This is a genomic window from Myxococcota bacterium (genome assembly GCA_039030075.1).
Taxonomy (GTDB): Bacteria; Myxococcota_A; UBA9160; order UBA9160; family SMWR01; genus JAHEJV01.
On the sequence record JBCCEW010000008.1, the window covers coordinates 121801 to 140202 of the forward strand.

An 18402-nucleotide genomic window follows, 5' to 3' on the forward strand; every position below is an offset into this window, starting at 1 on the left:
CAAGCCGAGGGGCTGGCTGGCCGATGCGCGTAGCGACGTCTCGCGGGGGAACGATGAAGCTGGGGTTGCGCGAAGTGCGGGTGCTGCACGTCGCGACCGATGCGCTGCTGGTCTCGGTGAGCTGGCTGGCCGCATGGGCCGTGCGGTCGGCGCTCGACGATTCGCTCGGGCGACCGATCAACGCCTTTGGCGACTACCTCCGCGCCTTGCCGCTGGTGGTGCTGCCCTGGCTCGCGACCTGCTGGTGGTTCGGCATCTACAAGAGTTCGCGCCTCAGCACCGGCGTCGACGAGTTCCAGAAGCTCCTGCGCGGCGCCGCGCTCGGTCTGCTCGTCCTCGCCTCGACGTCCTTCTTCATGAAGGAGCTCCACTTCGGGCGTCTGGTCGTGCTCACCAGCGCGGCGTTCAACCTGGCGCTGCAGGGTTGGAGCCGCTGGTTCTTCCACCGCCTCGAGCGCGGGCTGCGGGGCTCCGGGGATCAGGACCTGCGCGTACTGATCGTCGGGACGGGCGTCCCGGCGATCCGGTTGCTCCAGAAGCTCCAGGACCATCCCGAGGACGGCTACGACGTCGTCGGTTTCCTCGGCCGCGAGGAGGTTCCCGGGGAGAAGGACGTCGCCGGCCGCCCGGTGCTGGGTCACATCGACGACGTCCGCAGCGTCGCCGTCGGCCATCGCATCGACGAGATCCTCGTCGCCGAGCCCTCGCTCGGGCACTCGCGGATGCTGTCGCTGGTGCTCGCCTGCGAGGACCTCGGCATCACGTTCCGCGTGGTCACGAACCTCTTCGAGGTGCTCACGGCCGGAACCCAGCTCGACCTGATCGACGATCTGCCGCTCGTGCGCCTGGGGCGCGAGCGCGTACACGCCGGATACGCACCCTTGAAGCGCGCCTTCGACGCAGTCGGCGCCACGTTGGGGCTGCTGGCCGCTGCCCCGATCCTTGCCTGGGCCGTCCTGCGCCTGCGCGGCGAAGGCGTGCGATCGCCCTGGTTCGTCCACGAGCGGGTCGGTCAGGACGGTCGACGCTTCCAGCTCTGGAAGCTGCGCACCCTCGCCGAGGACGCAGAGCCCTACGCGGTCGCCCCGCGCGACGCGGACGACACCCGCATCACCGATTTCGGTCGTTGGCTCCGCGCCACGAGCATCGACGAGCTGCCCCAGCTCTGGAACGTGCTGCGCGGGGAGATGTCCCTGGTGGGCCCGCGACCCGAGATGCCCTTCGTGGTCGAACAGTACGACGAGTGGCAGGAGCGGCGACTGACGGTGAAGCCCGGCATCACCGGCCTCTGGCAGATCCTCGGGCGCAAGGATCTGCCGATGCACGAGAACCTCCAGTACGACTTCTACTACATCCGCAACCGCTCGCTGGCGCTCGATGCTTCGATCCTGCTGCGCACCGTCGGCGCGGTGTGGTCGCGGCGGGGGGCGTTTTAGTGGAGCGACTGCGGGTCGCGGTGTTTCACAATCGCTATCTCCACCGTGGCGGCGAGGACACGGCAGTCGACACCGAGGTGCGTCTCCTGCAGGAAGCGGGTCACGAGGTTCGCACCTGCTTCGTCGACAACCGGGACGAGATCGGCGGACGCACGGGTGGGGCGCTCCGGGCGGCCGCGCGTGCCCGCTGGAATCCCGAGAGTGAACGGCGCGTCGCCGCGATGCTCAGGTCGGGGCCCATCGACGTCGCCCACGTGCACAACTTCTTTCCGGTGTTCTCGGGGGCGCTGCATACCGCTCTCCACCGACGCGGTGTCCCGGTCGTCCAGACACTCCACAACTATCGCCTGGCCTGCGGGAACGGATTCCTGCTCCGGGACGGTCGCGTCTGTGAGGACTGCGTCGGGAATCGCGCCTGGAACGCGGTCCGCCACGGCTGCTACCGGGGGTCGCGCCTGCAAACGGCGGTCTGGGCCGAAGCGACCCAGCTGCATCGTCGGCTCGGAACCTGGGACACCCGGGTCGACCGCTACGCTCTGCCCACGGCCTTTGCTCGCGATCGACTCGTGGCCACCGGAGTCGATCCGACCCGCGCCGACGTCGTGCCCTACGTCGTCGAGGATCCGGGGCCGCCGTCGCCGCCGGGCACGGGAGCGGCCTACATCGGCCGGCTCTCTCCCGAGAAGGGGGTCGACCTGCTGATCGACGCGTGGCGATCGCTCGACGCGCCCCTGTGGATCGCCGGCGACGGCCCCGCGCACGAGGCGCTTCGCGAGCGCGCGAAGTCGCTGGGACACGTCCAGTTGCTCGGTCGGCGCTCGCGCGACGAGGTGAAGGAGCTGCTGCGTCGGGTGGCCTTCGTCGTCGTGCCCTCGCGCTGGTACGAGATCTCGCCCTTCGCGGCGGTCGAGGCGCTGGCGGCGGGACGGCCCGTCGTCGCCTGGGACGGCGGGGCGATGCGTGAACTCATCGGCGACGGCGGCGTGCTCTATTCCGCGTGTGCGCCCGACGCGGTCGCGGGCGCGTGTCGCCGACTCCTGGAGTCGAGAGAAACCCTGCTCGCATGCGGAACGGCCGCACGAAAACGCTACCTCGAGCGTCACGCTCCGGCCCGCGGACGGGAGCGTCTCGAGGGCCTGTATCGCGCCGCGATGCAGCAGCGCCGCGCGGCGGCGAGACCGTCAGAAGATCGCGCCGAAGCAGCGACCTAGGCCCGTGCTCACCCTGCGCAGGGCGCGCGCGCGTTCTCCCAGGGGCGCGGGGTAGGGTGCGATCGCCCGCGCCGCGTTCCAGCCCGCGCGCAGCAATCCTCCGTAGAACGCCTCGAGGCGGGACGCTCCCTCGTACCAGCGCGCGACGCGCGCCAGGGCGACCCCCTCACGCCAACCGCGTCGCAACATGCCGCGCCACGAAACCCGGTTCGGCGTCACGGACTCCTGCACGAAGGCCTCGCGCGACCAGACGATCGTTGCGCCGCCCTTCACCAGCGAGCGAAACAGGGCGACGTCTTCTCCGCTGGGGAGTCGCTCGTCGAACCAGGGTCCGATCGGTCCGAGCCGTGCGGCGCGGACGAGGGTGTTGTGGGTATACGCGACGCTGCGGACGCTTCCTTCGGGATGCTCCGGTGTGTCGTGGAAACCGGCATCGCTCCACCATCGCGGCGGAGGATGGGCGTAGACCGCGCGCACCGGACCGGTCACGACGTCGGCCTGGGTCGACGTCTGGGTCGCGCACAGGGCGGCGATCCAGTGGCCGGGCACGATCTCGTCGTCGTCGACGAAGACGATCCAGTCGACCTTCCCCGCCACCGGAGACAAGGACGCGTTGCGCGCCATCGGGATTCCCGGGCGCGGCTCGTGCACGTAGCGAAGCGGGTATCCGAGCCAGCGCGTCGCGTCGTCGCAGACGTCTCGGGCGGAGCCCCTCTCGTCGTTGTCTGCGACCACGACGAGAAGTTCCGTCGTCGCGTCGTCGATCTCGAGGGCGGCGATCGAGGTCAGCAGGGTCTGCAGCGACTCGGGTCGTTCACGGGTGGCGATGCAGATCGCCACCGACTGGCGCTCGGGCTTCGCGGCGTTCATGCGCTGGGGCCCGCGGCGCGACGCGCAGTCATGATGAGGTCTCCGTCGAGCCCGGCGAAGCGCAAGAGCCGCTGCACCACGCGTCGCGCTGGTCCGTGGTGGGGATAGTCGACGGGAAGGGAGACCCGGCGGATCTGGTCGAGGCCTGCGGACAGCAGCAGCGCCCTCAGGGAGGTCGCGTCGAGATAGTAGAGGTGGGTCGGGTTCGTCCGATTCTCCCAGCGCTCTTTCAGCAGGCGCGCCTTGAGTCCGCGCGCGTTCGGCGTCCCGATCAGCAGCTCGCCGCCTTCGGTCAGAAGGTCGCTCAGGGAGGCGAGGGTCTTCCAGGGCATGCGCAGGTGCTCGATGACCTGCCACAGGACGATGACATCGAAGCGCGCGGAGCCCTCTGTGGCGCGCAGTGCGTCCAGCGTCTCATGGACGACGGCCTCCGCAGCGTGCTCCGCGAACTCGCGGGCCACACCATCGGCCTCGACGCCCAGCACCTCGTACCCGGCTTCGCGCGCGGCGCGCAGCAGCCGCCCCGTGCCGCAACCGAAGTCGAGGAGCGTTCGGCCAGCGCGCTGGGGTCGTCGTCCCAGGTGTCGTGAGAGACTGCGGACCACGGCGTCGGGGCTGTCTTCGATGAGCCCGGTGCCGCTCTCGGGGTAGTAGAGGGTTCGGTAGTGCGCGTCGAGCGCCGCGTCATCCGGCTGCGGGGCGCAGAACTCGAGACCGCAGCTGGCGCGGCGGCAGCGGAGGGTGTCTCCGTGTGCGAGGCGAAACGCGGGCGGTGCGGGGGCTCCGCAGAGCGGACACGGCGAGGCGCCCATCACCGGTCTCCGGTCGGCGCACGGGCTTCGTTCGGAGTGCCTGTGATCGCGTCGAGCAGGGACCGGGCGACGATCTCCGGGTCGAAGCGCGTGGCCTGGGCGAGGCAGCCCTGGCGCATTCGGCTGCGCTCCTCCGGCGAGGCGTTCAATGCACGATCGATCGCGGCGTCGACTTCGGGTGTCACGTCAGGGCGAAACGTCCACCCGTGGACGCCTTCCTCGATGAGGTCCTCCACGGCCTGGGCGTTTCGGCTCCCCAGGACGGGCACGCCATGTAGCAACGCCTCGTTGACCACGACGCCCCATTCGTCGGCGAGGGTGGGAAAGACGAGTGCATCGGCCCGATCGTAGTGGCGGCCGAGGTCCGCGTACTCGGTGTTGCCGACGAACGCGACCTCGAGGGAGTCCGGTGTCGGCAGGGCGGCGAGGCGGTCCCGCTCGGGTCCGTCCCCGACGACCGTGAATCGGACGCGGCGCTCCGGGTGCGTGCGACACCAGCGCGCGAGCGCTTCGATCCACGGGCCGAGGCCTTTGCGTTCGACCAGCTGACCCACGTACAAGAGCTTCAGCGTGGCACTCGGCATCGCGCGTCGGCGCGCGCGCGGCGGGCGCACTGCGGCGAATGGCGGCATCTGCCAGATGCGTTCCGCGGGATAGCCGAGGCTCTCGATGTAGCGTGCGCCGCTCGATCCGCTCACGACCACGGCATCGGCGCAGCGCAGCATCGCGCGGCGGATCCAGGTCCGGAAGGGGCTGCGTCCGGCCTCCGTGATCTCCGTGACGAGGGCCCAGATGATCAGCCGCGATTCGCGTCGGAGCAGACGGTACACGACGGCCTGGAGCGTGCGGGCTCCGAACTCGGTCGAGACGACGCTCGTGGGTCGGCGCGAGAAGAGCAGCGGCAGCGTGTCGACCGGAAGGTGGAAGTAGGTGCCTTCTTCGAAGCCTTGGGGATGCCGCCAGCGCCGTTCGAGGGTCCAGGTGCGCTGGACGTGCACCGTTAGGTCGCCGGTCTCGAACCGCCAAGGCCGGTTCGCCTCCATCGGGGTCGAGAGCAGCAGCTCGAAACCCGGAAGACGCTCCGCAAGCGACCGGTAGAGCGACATCAGGTAGGGCGGGACGAAGTTGGTGAGCAGCAGGGTGCTCGGCTCGGCGGGCCGGTGCTTCCAGCGCCGGAGCGCCCGTCGCAGCGGTCGCACGGGCTCGACGACGCGGTATCCCGCGTCCAGCAGACGGTTCCAGGCGCGCTGCCCGAAGACTTCGGGAACGCCCACGGGCAGGTAGTCGAAGTCGCGGAGCGCGCCGCGTGCGAGCCAGTTGAAGCGACGGTGCTGGCCTGGCGTCCAGTGCTGGAAGCGTTCGAGCGGGTCGAAGTTCTCGGGTGTGGCGACCCCCTGCCAGTGCACGCGATCCTCGCGGCGCCGCCGCAGGTCCGAAGAGCCGACGACGTCGAGGGTCTCGGCCTTCTCGAAGTCGAACACGTCGGGATCGAGGTCCAGGAAGTCGAGCAGGGAGCGGAGCGTTCGCTCCCGGTCCTCCACGAGCGACTCGTAGCGCACCAGCTGGAAGCGTCCCTGTGCCGATCCCGGCGCCTCGAGGAACCGGCGGATCTCGCGGGCTCCATCTCGCCAACCGCGCGTGGCGGTCTCGCGAAACCAGTCGAAGGAGCGCGAACCCGACTCCACGACCGCTCTTCCGTCGCGCACCACGATCAGCAGACGTGCGTCGGCAAACAGCTCCGCGAAGCGTGCGAGTTCGAGGACGCGCGGGGTCTTCGTCACGACGCGGGGGCTTTCGGCGCGTTCGGCCAGGAAACGCGCGATCCCCCCGCCCAGGCCCCGAAGGAGGTCGGCGCGGATCTCGCGAAGATCGCCCCAGGCCGGGTTCCAATCCTGGCTGACCGCACGCGCATAGCGATCCAGGTGAGCGGAATGCGAGAGGAGATGATCTTCCCAGACCGGGCGTGGCGCCGAGCAGTCGGGGTGGAGACGGAGCAGCCGAGACAGCAGATTCGTGCCGCACCGCGGGTAGATCCCATGAATGAAGATCAGGGGCGCGTCGGGTTTCGCCGGCGTTTGGGCCATCTCAGTACGACTTGTAGAACGCCAGCGGTGCGGGCCCGGGCGGATCGTCGACGGCGAGCATCAGGGCACCCCGCGTGCCGTCGGTTTCGAAGCGAACCGGGTGATCGCCCGCAGCGAGAGAGACGATCTCGCCCGCTCCGACGCGGGTCTCCCCGACCCACACCGGGGCGGCGCTGCCAGCGGGCAGCCAGCGGTAGAGCCCGGGCACGATCAGCCCGATCGAAGTCGTCTCGTCGCGTTCGCCGCGGAGCTGGCGTCCGGCGACGAACACGGCGTTTCGGTAGGGCTGGTAGTGGTCGGCCCAGAACTGGCGGATCTCGAGGGGGAACTGGTTCAGGCGGAAGGACTGGACCAGATAGTGGATCGGTTCGGTGCGGAAGCTCTCGAGCAGGCGCGCGGTCTTTCCGACCTTGTCGGGTCCCTCGAAGGCGCGGTAGATGCGCTGGGAGAACCACAGGCCCAAGGGTTGATCGACGCCGCAGAAGAGCGCCTTCTCCGGATGGAAGCCGGCGCGTTCCGGCGCGAAGTTGCGATGCACGAAGCGCAGGCTCTCGGCCTGTACCAACTGGGTGTCGCGCAGGGCACCGGCCGTGTGTAGCCCGGCAGCCAGGGCCAGGGCGCCCCAGGCGACGGCCGGCGCGACGTGTCCGAGCTCGGGCCACGTCTCTGCCGCGCGGCGCAGGCTCGGGATCGCGAGGGTGAGCGCGACCGCGAAGAAGACGCCGAGGGTCATCAGGAAGTAGGCGAAGGCGGCGGCATGGAAGCTCGCCACCGCGAGACCCAACGCCAGGACGACCCACGCGAGCGCCAGCCGACGGGAACGCGCTCGCGGGACTGCCAGGCTCACGCCGAGCATCGCGGCCAGCCCGACGAAGTGGGGCAGGAAGCTGCCGGCGGCCGTGCGGTACTGGGAGTAGCCGATCGTCGCACGGTAGAAGTCGAAGGCGTTCAGATAGCCCGCGGTCGTGCTCGGAGCGATCGCCGCGCGCGCCGAGTGGTGTGCGGGGACCTCGAAGGCCGCGAGCACGAAGAGCCGCCAGCCGACCACGATGGCTGCGGCTGCGGCGCCCGCGATCGCCAGACGCAGGGCCTCGCGTTTCGGCCGGAGATCGGCGTGGACGAGCAGGTCTCCGGCGGCGAGCACGAGCCCGAGCGCGGCGAGGTAGCCGAGCTTCTGGCTGCCGATGAAGCCCATGCCGAAAGCGATCCCGGCGAGCACGGCAAAGACCGGACGGCGGCGGGAGAGCAGCAGTCCCGCGATCCCCCAGGTCCCACCGCAGAGTGCGATCTGGTCGGTTCGAATTTGAAGCGACCATTCCAGGAACACGGGAATCGCGCCCAGCAGCGCCGTCCCGAGCGCGGCGTCGACCGTGCGCGTCGGCCCTTCGGGCAAGAGCTCCCGCAGCGCGACGAAGAGCCCGGCCAGGGCGGTCCAGGTGAGGACGAGCCAGGCCAGGCGGGCGCCACGGGCGGTGTGGATCTCGTCGAGACACGCCGATACCCAGGGCATCAGCAGGGTCTCGGGGAGCCCGGCGTGGCCGCCGCTGTGGAGGGCGCCGCCGAAGGCACTGCGCGCGGCTCCATCGAGCAGCGCGAACTCGTCCCAGTTGAAGGCCGTGGTGTAGACGGCCGCCACCCGCAGAGCGAAGCACCCGAGGAGCAACACCCCGGCCGCGAGCCAGCGCCAGCGAGCGTCCATGAGTTCCAGATCGGTCCCGCCGACGCCCCGATTGAGGGGAAGTTGCGTCTTCGTGGGGGCGCAGGCGCCTTTGCTGTGGCCGGAGACGTCTGTCGGCGACGGCGGAATCGGGTGGGGAGCGCGGCACGAAGGCTACACCCGCAGGCCGGGAGCGCCGATACAAGGACACCCACTGTGGAGGAAGGGTCCGCATGCGCCTTGCCACCTGTCTCGCGGCCTTGACGGCCATCTTGATGCTCGCGGGAGCGTCTCACGCGCAGCAGGCGCGGCAGCGCAACCCGGCCGTCTGCATCAGCATCGCGCAACAGCTCGTGCACTACGACTCGATGATGCATCGCGCTGCCGAGCTCGGGAACGAGATGTGGGTCGAGCGCTTCGAGGCGCAGATCGACGCGGTCGAAGACCGACACGCGCGTCTCTGTCCGGACCAGGCCGCGGCCCAGAAGAGTGCCCAGGAGATGGCAGAGCTGTTGCGTCTCGCCATGCAGGGCGCGCTGACCTTCTTCACGATGGGTGCCTACTAGCACCCAGCCGCCCCGCGCCCGTCGGGCGACGCCCCCAGCCCGCCTGATACACTCCGACGCCAACCGCGGAGGAGTGTGCATGATCGGTCGGCGTCCGCTGGGAAAGTCCGGGTTGGTCGTTTCCGAGATCGGCCTCGGAACGATGACCTTCGGCAGCATGGCCGACGAGGCCGCATCGCTGCGCTGCCTCGACCAGGCGTTCGACGCGGGTGTCGACTTCGTCGACGTCGCCGAGATCTACCCGGTCCCGCCCGACGCCAGCTACGTCGGCGAGTCCGAACGCATCTGTGGCAAGTGGCTGGCCGACCGCCCCCGCGATGCGGTGATCCTCGCGACGAAGGTGGCGGGCCCGGGCGGCGGCTGGTTTCGCGGCCCGGTGCGCTCGGGCACCACGGCCCACGATCGCCACCACATCGAGCGCGCGGTCGAAGGCAGCCTGCGGCGGTTGGGAACCGACTACATCGATCTCTACCAGACCCACTGGCCCGACGGGAACGTGCCCGTCGAAGAGACCCTCGAGGCCCTCGATCGCCTGGTCGACGAAGGCAAGATCCGCGCGATCGGGTGCAGCAACGAAACGGCCTACGGGCTCACCAAGAGCCTGTGGATGGCGGACCGCCACGGCACCGTCCGTTATCACACCATCCAGAACAACTTCAGCCTGATCAACCGCCGCTTCGAGGACGAGCTGGCGCGGGTGTGTCGCGACGAGTCGGTCCGGTTGTTGGCCTACAGCCCGCTCGCAGCCGGCGTGCTGTCGGGGAAGTACGACGGGGAGGCGTGGCCCGAGGGGGCGCGCTTCACCCGCTACAAGGACCACAGCCCGCGCACCCAGGCGATGGTCAAGCGCTTCCTGGGCGATCGTGCGCGAGCGGCGACGCTTCGGGTGGGTGAGATCGCGAAGGAAGCCGGTCTCGACCCGGTGACCCTCGCAATCGCCTGGACCCTGACGCGCGACTTCCTCGGCTCGACCCTGATCGGCGTCACCGACGCTTCCCAGTTGGACGCGCATCTCGCTGCCGCCGAGGTGACGCTTCCCGACGACGTCCTCGCGGCGTGTGATGCTCTGGCCCATGAGATTCCGTATCCGCTCGGCTAGTCGGGTTGCGGCCGCGATCGCGGTGGCGCTGCTGCTGCCGGCGTTTTCGGCCCAGGGCCGGGGGGCCGACGGCGACTTCGATGAACGTCGTTCCGCGCACTTCGTCCTCTATCAGGACGTGGACATCGATCAGGCCGGGGGCTTCCACGGCTCGCGGCGCTTCGAACAGCAGGTGCTCGCGGATCTCGAACGCGCCTACGAATCGGTCGATCGCTGGCTCGGGCTGCGCCCGAACCGTCTGATCGAGGTGGTCGTCTACGACCCCGGCGCCTTCGATCACACCTACCGCGGTCTGTTTCGTTTTCCGGCAGCGGGTTTCTATCACGGCGTGATCCGCATTCGCGGCGCCACGCGCATGACCGACGACCTCTCGCGGGTGCTGCACCACGAACTGGTTCACGCGGCGCTGGACGCGGCGGCGCCGAGCCTGCTGCTCCCGGGCTGGGTGAACGAGGGAACCGCCGAGTGGTTCGAGGCGCGCGTGACCGGCAAGCGCGGGCTGAGTTCGCGCGAGCGCGACGTGCTCGCGGCGTTGGCGCGCTCGGGCGAGCTGCCGCCGCTCGCGACGTTGAACACTCCCGCGTTCGGAGGGTTCGCTCCGCGCGCCGCTCAGATCGCCTACCTCCAGTCGTACGGCCTCATCGACTACCTGAACCGCCATCACGGCGAGCGCAAACTCTCGCAGTTCCTCGCCGAGCTGATTCGCAAGCGCAATCTCGACCGCGCGCTGAAACGCGTCTACCGCATGGACGCGGAGAAGCTCGAAGAGCGCTTCTTCCGGGAGCTCGGAGTTTGAAGCATCGACGCTGGGTGGGAGTGGTCGCGATCGCGATGGCGTGGGCGTGCGGGGCCGGCGACGAGTGGTCGGCTTCCGGCGTCGTGCGCGAGGTCTTCGCCGACGAGGGACAGGTCAAGATCGAACACGGCGACATCGAGGGGCTGATGCCCGCCATGACGATGAGCTTCGATGTCGCCCCGGCGGTGTCGCTCGAGGACCTCGAGCCAGGCCAGTTCGTCGAGTTCCGCCTGCGCAAAGACGGCACTCGCTACGAGATCGTGGCTCTCGACGCCCCGGAGACGACCTCGTCGGGTGAGATCCCGGACCGTCCTCCGCTGGCGGCCGCCTCCGAACCCGCTCCTGCGTTTGCGCTCGCCGCGTCGCGGGGCGGCACGCTGACCCTCGACGCGTTGGCGGGGCAGCCGGTGCTCCTCGACTTCATCTTCACGCGCTGCCCGGGACCCTGTCCCATTCTGACCGGAATCCACGCCGATACCCGCGAGGGGCTCCGCGCCGACGAACGCAGCCGCGTGCGTTCGGTCTCGATCAGTCTCGATCCGGCCTTCGACACGCCCGAGGTGTTGCAGGCGTACCAGGCGTCGCGTCGCATCGACGATCCGGGTTGGTGGTTCTTGACGGGTCCGGAGTCCGAGGTCGCGCGCGTGGTCCGCGCCTACGGAGTCGGGTCGACGCGCTCGGCCGACGGCGACATCGACCACACCGTCGCGACCTTCCTGATCGACGGCCAGGGACGGATCGCGCGGCGCTACCTCGGCACCCGGCACACGCCCGAAGAGCTGCAGCGCGACGTCCGCGAGCTCTTGCGCGCGACGCCCGCCTCTTGAGCAGCTAGCCCTCTCGCCTCCCGGCTTCGCCGGGGAGTCGTCCGTCGAGCCACTCCCAGCCCGCTCCTTCGTGCCGGGCCGGAAACCGCTCGGGCTGCAGGATCTCGCACAGGATTTCGAGGGACTCGACGAGGCGTGGTCCCGGCCGGTTGAAGTACTGGTGTCCGTCGGTGAGGGCGACGCGTCCCTCACGCACGGCGCGAAGCGATGCGAGGGCGCCGGCCGCCGGCGCGAACTCGCTGCGGGTGCGCTCGAGTCCGAAGCCACACGGCATGACGACCAGCGTGTCCGGGTCGGCGCCGCGGAGGGCGTCGAGTTCGAGCCAGGGCGAGTGGCTCCCGGCCGACCCGAAGAGCTCTTCGCCGCCGGCGATCGAGACGAGCTCGGGAACCCAGTTGCCCGCCGCCATCCAGGGATCGATCCACTCGATCGTCGCGACCCGCGGGCGCGACGCGCCACCGGCGGCTCGCTCGCCCAGTTCGGTCACGCGGTCGGTCAGGCGAGCCCTCAATGCATCGCCCGCGCTGGCGGCGCCGAGTGCCGCCGCGGCCCGGCCGACGTCGTCCCACACGTCGGCCAGGGTGTTCGGCTGGAGCGCGACGATCTCCGGACGTCCTCCGACCCAGTCCTGCAGCGCAGCTTCGACGTCGCCCACGCTGGCCGCGCACACTTCGCAGTGGGTCTGGGTGAGGATGACGTCCGGGGCGAGCTCCCGCAGGCGATCCGCATCGACGCGGTACACGGAAAGCCCTTCGCCCACGAGCTCACGGACGCGATCGTCGATCACGCGACTCGGAGCGTCGGCATCGAGCTTCGGCTCGGTGAGCGGCGGGAGCGCCTCGACGCCCTTCGGGAAGTCGCACTCGTGACTGCGGCCGACCAGGGTGTCGCGGAGCCCGAGGGCGCACACGATCTCGGTCGTACTGGGCAGCAGCGAGACGACGCGCGGGGAGGCCATCGGCTCGGGGGAGGCGACCGCGGGAGCCTAGCCGCTGTTGTAGGTGCGCAGCCGGCCGGCCACGGCTTCACGCGTGAACGTGTAGAAGTGCCAGTGGGTCACGCAGCGGTTCATGAACTGGGCGAAGCCAATGATGCTCGGCCGGTGTTTCATGTTGTCGCGCCAGAAATAGCGCCAGTAGGTCTTCCCCACCGAGCCCAGCGAGCCGTCCTGGATCAGCGTTTTCGTCAGGTTGTAGAGCAGGATCAGCCCGTAGCCGAGCGTGGGAATGGTCTTCCCCTCGCCGGCGCGCTCGCAGATTTCTTCGCGCTTGCGCTCGAACTCGGGGTGGTTCTTGTAGACCGAGAAGTACCGGTCGAAGAAGGCCTCGGGCGTGTAGAGACGCGTCACGAGGTCCCAGTAGTTCTCCTTCAACTCCTCCCGGGTCATCTGCTTCGGGTGGAAGTTGCAGTTGGGATCCTCTTCGACGAGGCGCCCATCCTTCTCCAGGCGCTCGTAGAGGGGCGTCTTCGGGATCGCGCCGAGCATCCCGACCATCGCCAGCTGGATGCCGTTGTCCTGGATGAAGGCGTACTGGTCGTCGAAGATGCCGAGGTCGTCGCTGTCGAAGCCGACGATGAAGCCGGCGGCGATGTCGAGGCCGGCGCGCTGAATGCGCGCGAGCTTGTCTTCGAGCGAATCGCCGCGCGTGTTCTGGAACTTCTTCGTCTCTTCGAGGGATTCCTTGCGCGGCGTCTCGATGCCGATGAAGACCTGGCGGAAGTTCGCCTCGTACATCAGCTCGAGCAGCTCGGGATCGTCGGCGAGGTTGATGCTGGCCTCGGTCGAGATGCGCAGCGGGTAGTTGTGCTTCTTCTGCCAGGGGATGATCTGGCGCAGGACTTCCTTCGCTTCCTTCTTGTTCCCGATGAAGTTGTCGTCGACGACCATCGCGGAGAAGAAGCCCGCCTGCCGCATCTCGTCGAGCTCGGCGATCACCTGCTCGGGTCGCTTCGTGCGCGGGCGGCGGCCGAAGATGACGATGATGTCGCAGAACTCGCACTGGAAGGGGCAGCCGCGCGAAAACTGGAGCGCACCCGACGCGTAGCGATCGACCTGGAGCAGGTCGTAGCGCGGGCTCGGCATCCGCGTCATGTCGGTCTTCTCGGGCTGCTCGTACCGGAGCTGGGTATCGCCGCCGGTGGCGAGGGCATCGAGGAACGCCGGCCAGGTCTCGTCCGACTCGCCCACGAAGATCGTGTCGTAGAGTCCGGTGAAGGCCTCTTCCTTCACCGACGCGTAGGGGCCGCCCACGATGACGTGGGTATCGACGTCCTTCTTCAGGCGCTCGAGGATCTCGCGCTGCCGCTCGCGCTGGACGTTCATGCCCGTCACGCCGACGACGTCGTACTCGTCCAGACTCTTCCAGTCGATCGCCTCGACGTTCTCGTCGAGCAGCGTCACATCATGGTGTCCCGCGAGTCCGGCGAGGGTGGGGAGCGCGCCATTGATCATGGTCGACCGGCGGTCACCCGGGTACAGCGGGAGCGCGTACTCGAAGCCCCAGTAGGAGGGCTCGAAGCGCGGGTTGATCAGGCAGACCTTGAGGGTCTTCGTGCCAGGCTGGGCGCGGAGGGTGCCGCTCGCAAGCGACGGTGCGTCCAGCTCGGCCCCGAGAGGCGTGGTGCTGGCCAAGAAGAGGTCCTTTGCGCGGGAGGAATCCGGCGGCGGAGGGAAGCTCCGAGACGACGCTAGGCGATATGGGCCCCCGCGCCAAATCCGCGAAATACCGGCGTTTGGTGACTTCGAGTCGGGTCCGGCGGGGGCCGCGGCGGGCTATCTTCGGGCACGGATGGACGCGCTCGCCCCCTTTCATCCGCTCTTGCGCGCGTGGTTCGAGAGGCGCTTTCCGGAAGGGCCCACCGAGCCGCAGTGCTTGGGCTGGCCTTCGATCGCCGCCGGCCGGGACACCCTGATCGCCGCGCCGACCGGCTCGGGGAAGACCCTCGCCGCCTTCCTGGTGTGCATCGATCGGCTACTTCGAGAAGCGCCCGCGTCAGGGGAAACGAGCGGTGTGCAGGTCCTGTACGTCTCGCCCCTGAAGGCCCTCGCCACCGACATCCGCGAGAACCTGCTCGGACCCCTCGCCGAGTTGCGGAAGCTGGGCCTCGAGCGCGGGGAAACGCTCCCGGAGATCCGGGTCGAGACCCGCTCGGGGGATACCTCGGCCTCTCAGCGCGCGAAGCTCCTGCGGCGCCCGCCCCACATCCTGGTGACGACGCCCGAGTCGCTCTACCTGATGCTCACGGCCGAGCGCAGTCGGGCCGCACTCCAGAGCGTGCGTACGGTGATCGTCGACGAGATCCACGCGACGGCCCGCGACAAACGCGGCGCGCATCTGGCCCTCAGCCTCGAGCGCCTCCAGGCGCTCTGCACGTCGCGTCCCACCCGCGTCGGGCTCTCGGCGACCCAGCGGCCCGTCGAGCGGGTCGCGCGCTTGCTGGTCGGCAACTCCGCGGACGCGACCACCGCCGACGGCCGCCCGCGCTGCGCGATCATCGACGTCGGGCACCGCCGTACCCTCGATCTCGGCCTCTGGGTGCCGGGCAGCGAACTCGGTGCGGTCGCGTCGATGGAGCAATGGGGCGAGGTGCTCGACGAGATCGCGCGCCTCGTGGACGAACACAAGACCACCCTCGTCTTCTCGAACACGCGCCGTCTCGCCGAGCGGGTGGCCCACGCCCTCGCCGAGCGGGTGGGAGAGGAGCGGGTCGCTGCGCACCACGGCAGCCTGTCCAAGGAGCGCCGCGCGAAGGTCGAGGGCCGGCTGCGCGCCGGCGATCTCTCGGTCCTGGTCGCGACCGCCTCCCTCGAGCTCGGCATCGACATCGGGCCCGTCGAACTCGTCTGCCAGCTGGGTTCTCCGCGCAGCATGGCCACCTTCCTGCAGCGGGTCGGACGTTCGGGCCACCGCCGCAGCGCGGTGCCGAAGGGTCGTCTGTTTCCGACGTCCCGCGACGAACTCGTCGAATGCGCGGCGCTCTTGCGCGGCGTGCGCGCGGGACGCCTCGATGAAGTGCGTCCCCCGAAGGCACCTCTGGACATCCTGGCGCAACAGATCATCGCGGCCTGCGCCGCCGAGGCCTGGAAGGAGACCGAGCTCTTCGACCTGGTGCGATGCGCCGCCCCCTACGTGGACCTCTCGCGCGAGGACTTCGACTCGGTGGTGGAGCTGGTGTCCGAGGGGATCGAGACGGGCCGCGGTCGGCGCGCGGCCTATGTCCATCGCGACCGCGTGGGCGGGATGCTGCGGGGTCGGCGCGGCGCGCGCCTCGCCGCGCTGACGTCGGGCGGCGCCATCCCCGAGACCGGCGACTACCGCGTCGTCGCGGATCCGGACGACACCTTCGTCGGGACGGTGAACGAGGACTGGGCCATCGAGAGCATGGCCGGCGACATCTTCCTGCTCGGCAGCACTTCCTGGCAGATCCGCCGTGTCGAGGCCGGTGTGGTCCGCGTGCGCGACGCGCGCGGCGCGCCGCCGACGATTCCCTTCTGGCTAGGGGAGGCGCCGGCTCGTACTCCGGAACTCTCGGACGAGGTGGCGGATCTGCGCGAAGCGCTCGAGGCGCGCTTCGACGATCCCCGCGGCGAATCGGCCCCGGCGTTCCTCGAGCGCGAAGCGGGTCTCGATCTGGCGAGTGCAGCCCAGGTGGTCGACTACCTGGCCGCGGCGCGCCAGGCCCTCGGCGGGCTCCCCACGCGACGCCGCATCGTGTTGGAGCGTTTCTTCGACGACAGCGGCGGCATGCAGCTGGTGGTACACGCGCCCTTCGGCGGACGCACGAATCGGGCGCTCGGGCTCGTGGCCCGGAAACGGATCTGCCGCAGCTTCGACTTCGAACTGCAAGCCGCGGCGAACGACGATGCCTTCGTGCTCTCACTAGGGCCGCAGCACAGTTTCCCGCTGGACACCTTCCGCGGCATGCTGCGCTCGAACGGCCTCGACGATTCGCTGCGTCAGGCCGTGCTCGACTCGCCGATGTTCACCGCGCGCTGGCGCTGGAACCTGGGGCGCGCTCTCGCCGTGCTGCGCTTCCGGGGGGGGCGTCGGAATCCGCCGCCGATCCAGCGGATGGAAGCCGATGATGTGATGGCGGCCGTGTTCCCCGGTCTGGCCCAGTGTCAGGAGAACCAGGCCGGCCCGATCGAGCTGCCGGACCATCCGCTCGTGAATCAGACGCTCTACGACTGTCTGCACGAGGCGATGGACGTAGAAGAAGCCCGGACCCTGGCCGAGGGGATCGAGGCCGGCACCCTCGAGCTGCTCTGCTGCGACACGAGCGAGCCGTCTCCGCTCTCCCACGAGATCCTGAACGGCAAGCCGTACACCTTTCTCGACGACGCGCCCCTCGAAGAGCGACGCACCCGGGCCGTCGCGCTGCGCCGCGGGTTGCCCGAGACGGCGCGCGACCTCGGGCTCCTGGACACGGCCGCGATCGAGCGGGTGCGCGACGAGGCGGCCCCGACTCCCCGCGACCTCGAGGAGCTGCACGACCTGTTGCTCTCGCTGGTCGCGGTGCCGGCCCGGGATGTGTGGCAGGAGTGGTTCGCGGCGCTCGAGCGCGCGGGGCGGGCGACCGCCTTCGAACGCGATGGGGTAGTGCGCTGGGTGGCGACCGAGAAGCGAGCCGCGGCGTCCCGACTCTATTCCGAGGTCGACGGTCCGTCCGGAGAGACGCCGCCCTCGGAAGACGACGCGCTGGCGGAGCTCGTGCGCGGGCACCTCGCCATCACCGGTCCCGCCACCGTAGAGGACCTGGCGCTCCAGACGGCGCTCGGTGCGTCCCGCGTCGAGCGGGCCATCGCGACGCTCGAGGCGAGCGGGTTCCTGTTGCGGGGCCGCTTCCATCCGGCGGCCGACCGCGAGGAGGTGTGCGCGCGCCATCTGCTCGCGCGGATCCACGCCTACACCCAGCAGCGCCTGCGCCGGGAGATCGAGCCCGTCACGGCCCAGGACTTCCTCCGCTTCCTCTTCGAATGGCAGGGCGTCGCGCCGCGGGCGCAGCGCCAGGGCGTCTCGGGGGTCGCCACGACCGTCGAGCAGCTGCAGGGGCTGGAGCTCGGGGCGGGAGCCTGGGAGCGCGACGTGCTTCCCGCGCGCGTGGCGCACTATCGGGCCCGCTGGTTGGACGACCTGTGTCTGTCGGGAGAGGTGTGTTGGGGGCGCTTCGCCGCCTCGGCGTCGAAAGGCGCGCAAGCCGACGCGCGGTCTTCGCGGTCGCCTTCACGCGCCACGCCGATCACGCTGGTGTGTCGCGAAGAGCTTCCCCTGTGGATGTCCGCGCTACGGAGCGACGCCGATACCGCGCCCGTGTCCGAGGCCGGCCGACGTGTCGAGGCGGCGCTTGTCGCCGGCGGCGCCCTGTTTCGGAGCGAGTTGGTCGCGCGCACGGGCCTGGACGAGCAGGCGCTCTCGGTGGCGCTCTGGGATCTCGTGGCCCGGGGACGCATCAGCTCGGACGGCTTCCACGCGCTGCGCCGACTGCTGGGCCGCAGCCCGCGCCGGGCGCGCGCGCCTCAGGGGCGCTCGTCGCGGGGATTGCGGGGCGCCGACGGTCGCTGGTCTCGCCTCGTGGCCGCGTCCGACGAGATCGACGCGGACACCCGGGCCGACCGCGTGGCCCTGCAGCTGCTCGCGCGTTGGGGCGTCGTGTTCTTCGACCTGCTGGCGCGGGAGAATCTCGCGCTGCCCTGGCGCACCCTCTTGCTGGCCCTGCGTCGGCTCGAGGCCCGCGGCCAGGCGCGCGGGGGCCGTTTCGTGACGGGCTTCTCCGGCGAGCAGTTCGCGCTTCCCGACGCGCTCACGAAGCTGCGCCAGGTGCGGAAGCGCCCCAGGGGTGGAGAAGAGGTCTCGGTCGCAGCGGCGGATCCGCTGAATCTCGTCGGGATCCTGACTCCTGGACCGCGCGTGCCCACGACGGCGAACCGCCGCGTGCACTACCGCGACGGATTGCCCATCGAAGCCGAGGAAGCGGCGCTTCCCGCGCAATCCCTGGGCGCGCCTTGAGCCATACGTCCGATCGCCCGCTTACGTCGGATCCCCG

At 69.9% G+C, this 18402-nt stretch carries 13 protein-coding genes; 7 read left to right on the plus strand and 6 right to left on the minus strand.

The features are described 5' to 3' along the window. The first annotated feature begins 53 nt into the window (after positions 1–53). Both AAF430_11000 and AAF430_11005 read left to right on the plus strand, forming a co-directional pair. On the plus strand, positions 54–1436 hold the full coding sequence (locus AAF430_11000; protein ID MEM7410752.1) for a sugar transferase: 1383 nt from the start codon (positions 54–56) through the stop codon (positions 1434–1436). After that, positions 1436–2647: a glycosyltransferase family 4 protein gene (locus tag AAF430_11005; protein ID MEM7410753.1), complete on the plus strand. Its 1212-nt coding sequence runs from the start codon at positions 1436–1438 to the stop codon at positions 2645–2647. Before AAF430_11000 ends, AAF430_11005 begins: the two co-directional genes overlap by 1 nt. Here the strand turns inward: AAF430_11005 and AAF430_11010 are convergent. Genes AAF430_11010 through AAF430_11025 form a run of 4 tightly spaced genes read right to left on the minus strand, consistent with a single transcriptional unit; the run spans position 2618 to position 8112 of the window. Continuing rightward, entirely contained in the window at positions 2618–3517 is a 900-nt protein-coding gene (locus tag AAF430_11010) for a glycosyltransferase (protein MEM7410754.1), read from the minus strand. The two genes, AAF430_11005 and AAF430_11010, sit on opposite strands and share 30 nt — an antisense overlap. Then, the gene (locus AAF430_11015) at positions 3514–4329 is read right to left on the minus strand and encodes a class I SAM-dependent methyltransferase (GenBank protein ID MEM7410755.1); all 816 of its coding nucleotides are present in this window, start codon (positions 4327–4329) and stop codon (positions 3514–3516) included. The genes AAF430_11010 and AAF430_11015 overlap by 4 nt, the downstream gene beginning before the upstream one ends. Continuing rightward, positions 4329–6413, minus strand: a complete 2085-nt coding sequence (locus AAF430_11020) for a glycosyltransferase (protein MEM7410756.1) — start codon at positions 6411–6413, stop codon at positions 4329–4331. Before AAF430_11020 ends, AAF430_11015 begins: the two co-directional genes overlap by 1 nt. Position 6414: 1 nt before the next feature. Then, on the minus strand, positions 6415–8112 hold the full coding sequence (locus AAF430_11025; protein ID MEM7410757.1) for a hypothetical protein: 1698 nt from the start codon (positions 8110–8112) through the stop codon (positions 6415–6417). Positions 8113–8303: 191 nt separating this feature from the next. Between AAF430_11025 and AAF430_11030 the strand changes: the two genes are divergently transcribed. From AAF430_11030 to AAF430_11045, 4 genes are all read left to right on the plus strand, one after another. Then, positions 8304–8636 (plus strand): hypothetical protein, encoded by a 333-nt coding sequence (locus AAF430_11030; GenBank protein MEM7410758.1) that lies wholly within the window; start codon positions 8304–8306, stop codon positions 8634–8636. Between the two features lie 79 nt (positions 8637–8715). Then, on the plus strand, positions 8716–9735 hold the full coding sequence (locus AAF430_11035) for an aldo/keto reductase (GenBank protein ID MEM7410759.1): 1020 nt from the start codon (positions 8716–8718) through the stop codon (positions 9733–9735). Next, the gene (locus AAF430_11040; protein ID MEM7410760.1) at positions 9710–10531 is read left to right on the plus strand and encodes a hypothetical protein; all 822 of its coding nucleotides are present in this window, start codon (positions 9710–9712) and stop codon (positions 10529–10531) included. Before AAF430_11035 ends, AAF430_11040 begins: the two co-directional genes overlap by 26 nt. Further along, positions 10528–11358, plus strand: a complete 831-nt coding sequence (locus tag AAF430_11045; GenBank protein MEM7410761.1) for an SCO family protein — start codon at positions 10528–10530, stop codon at positions 11356–11358. The genes AAF430_11040 and AAF430_11045 overlap by 4 nt, the downstream gene beginning before the upstream one ends. A 4-nt stretch (positions 11359–11362) precedes the next feature. On the opposite strand, the gene AAF430_11050 is transcribed toward AAF430_11045, so the two are convergent. Both AAF430_11050 and AAF430_11055 read right to left on the minus strand, forming a co-directional pair. Then, complete coding sequence (locus AAF430_11050) at positions 11363–12316, minus strand: ABC transporter substrate-binding protein (protein MEM7410762.1); 954 nt, start codon at positions 12314–12316, stop codon at positions 11363–11365. Positions 12317–12343: 27 nt separating this feature from the next. Further along, positions 12344–13990 carry a radical SAM protein gene (locus AAF430_11055; protein MEM7410763.1) on the minus strand — a complete coding sequence of 549 codons (1647 nt, stop codon included), beginning with the start codon at positions 13988–13990 and terminating at the stop codon, positions 12344–12346. 157 nt (positions 13991–14147) lie between these two features. Here AAF430_11055 and AAF430_11060 point away from each other — a divergent pair, with 157 nt between their 5' ends. Further along, the gene (locus AAF430_11060; protein ID MEM7410764.1) at positions 14148–18365 is read left to right on the plus strand and encodes a DEAD/DEAH box helicase; all 4218 of its coding nucleotides are present in this window, start codon (positions 14148–14150) and stop codon (positions 18363–18365) included. Positions 18366–18402 lie beyond the last annotated feature (37 nt).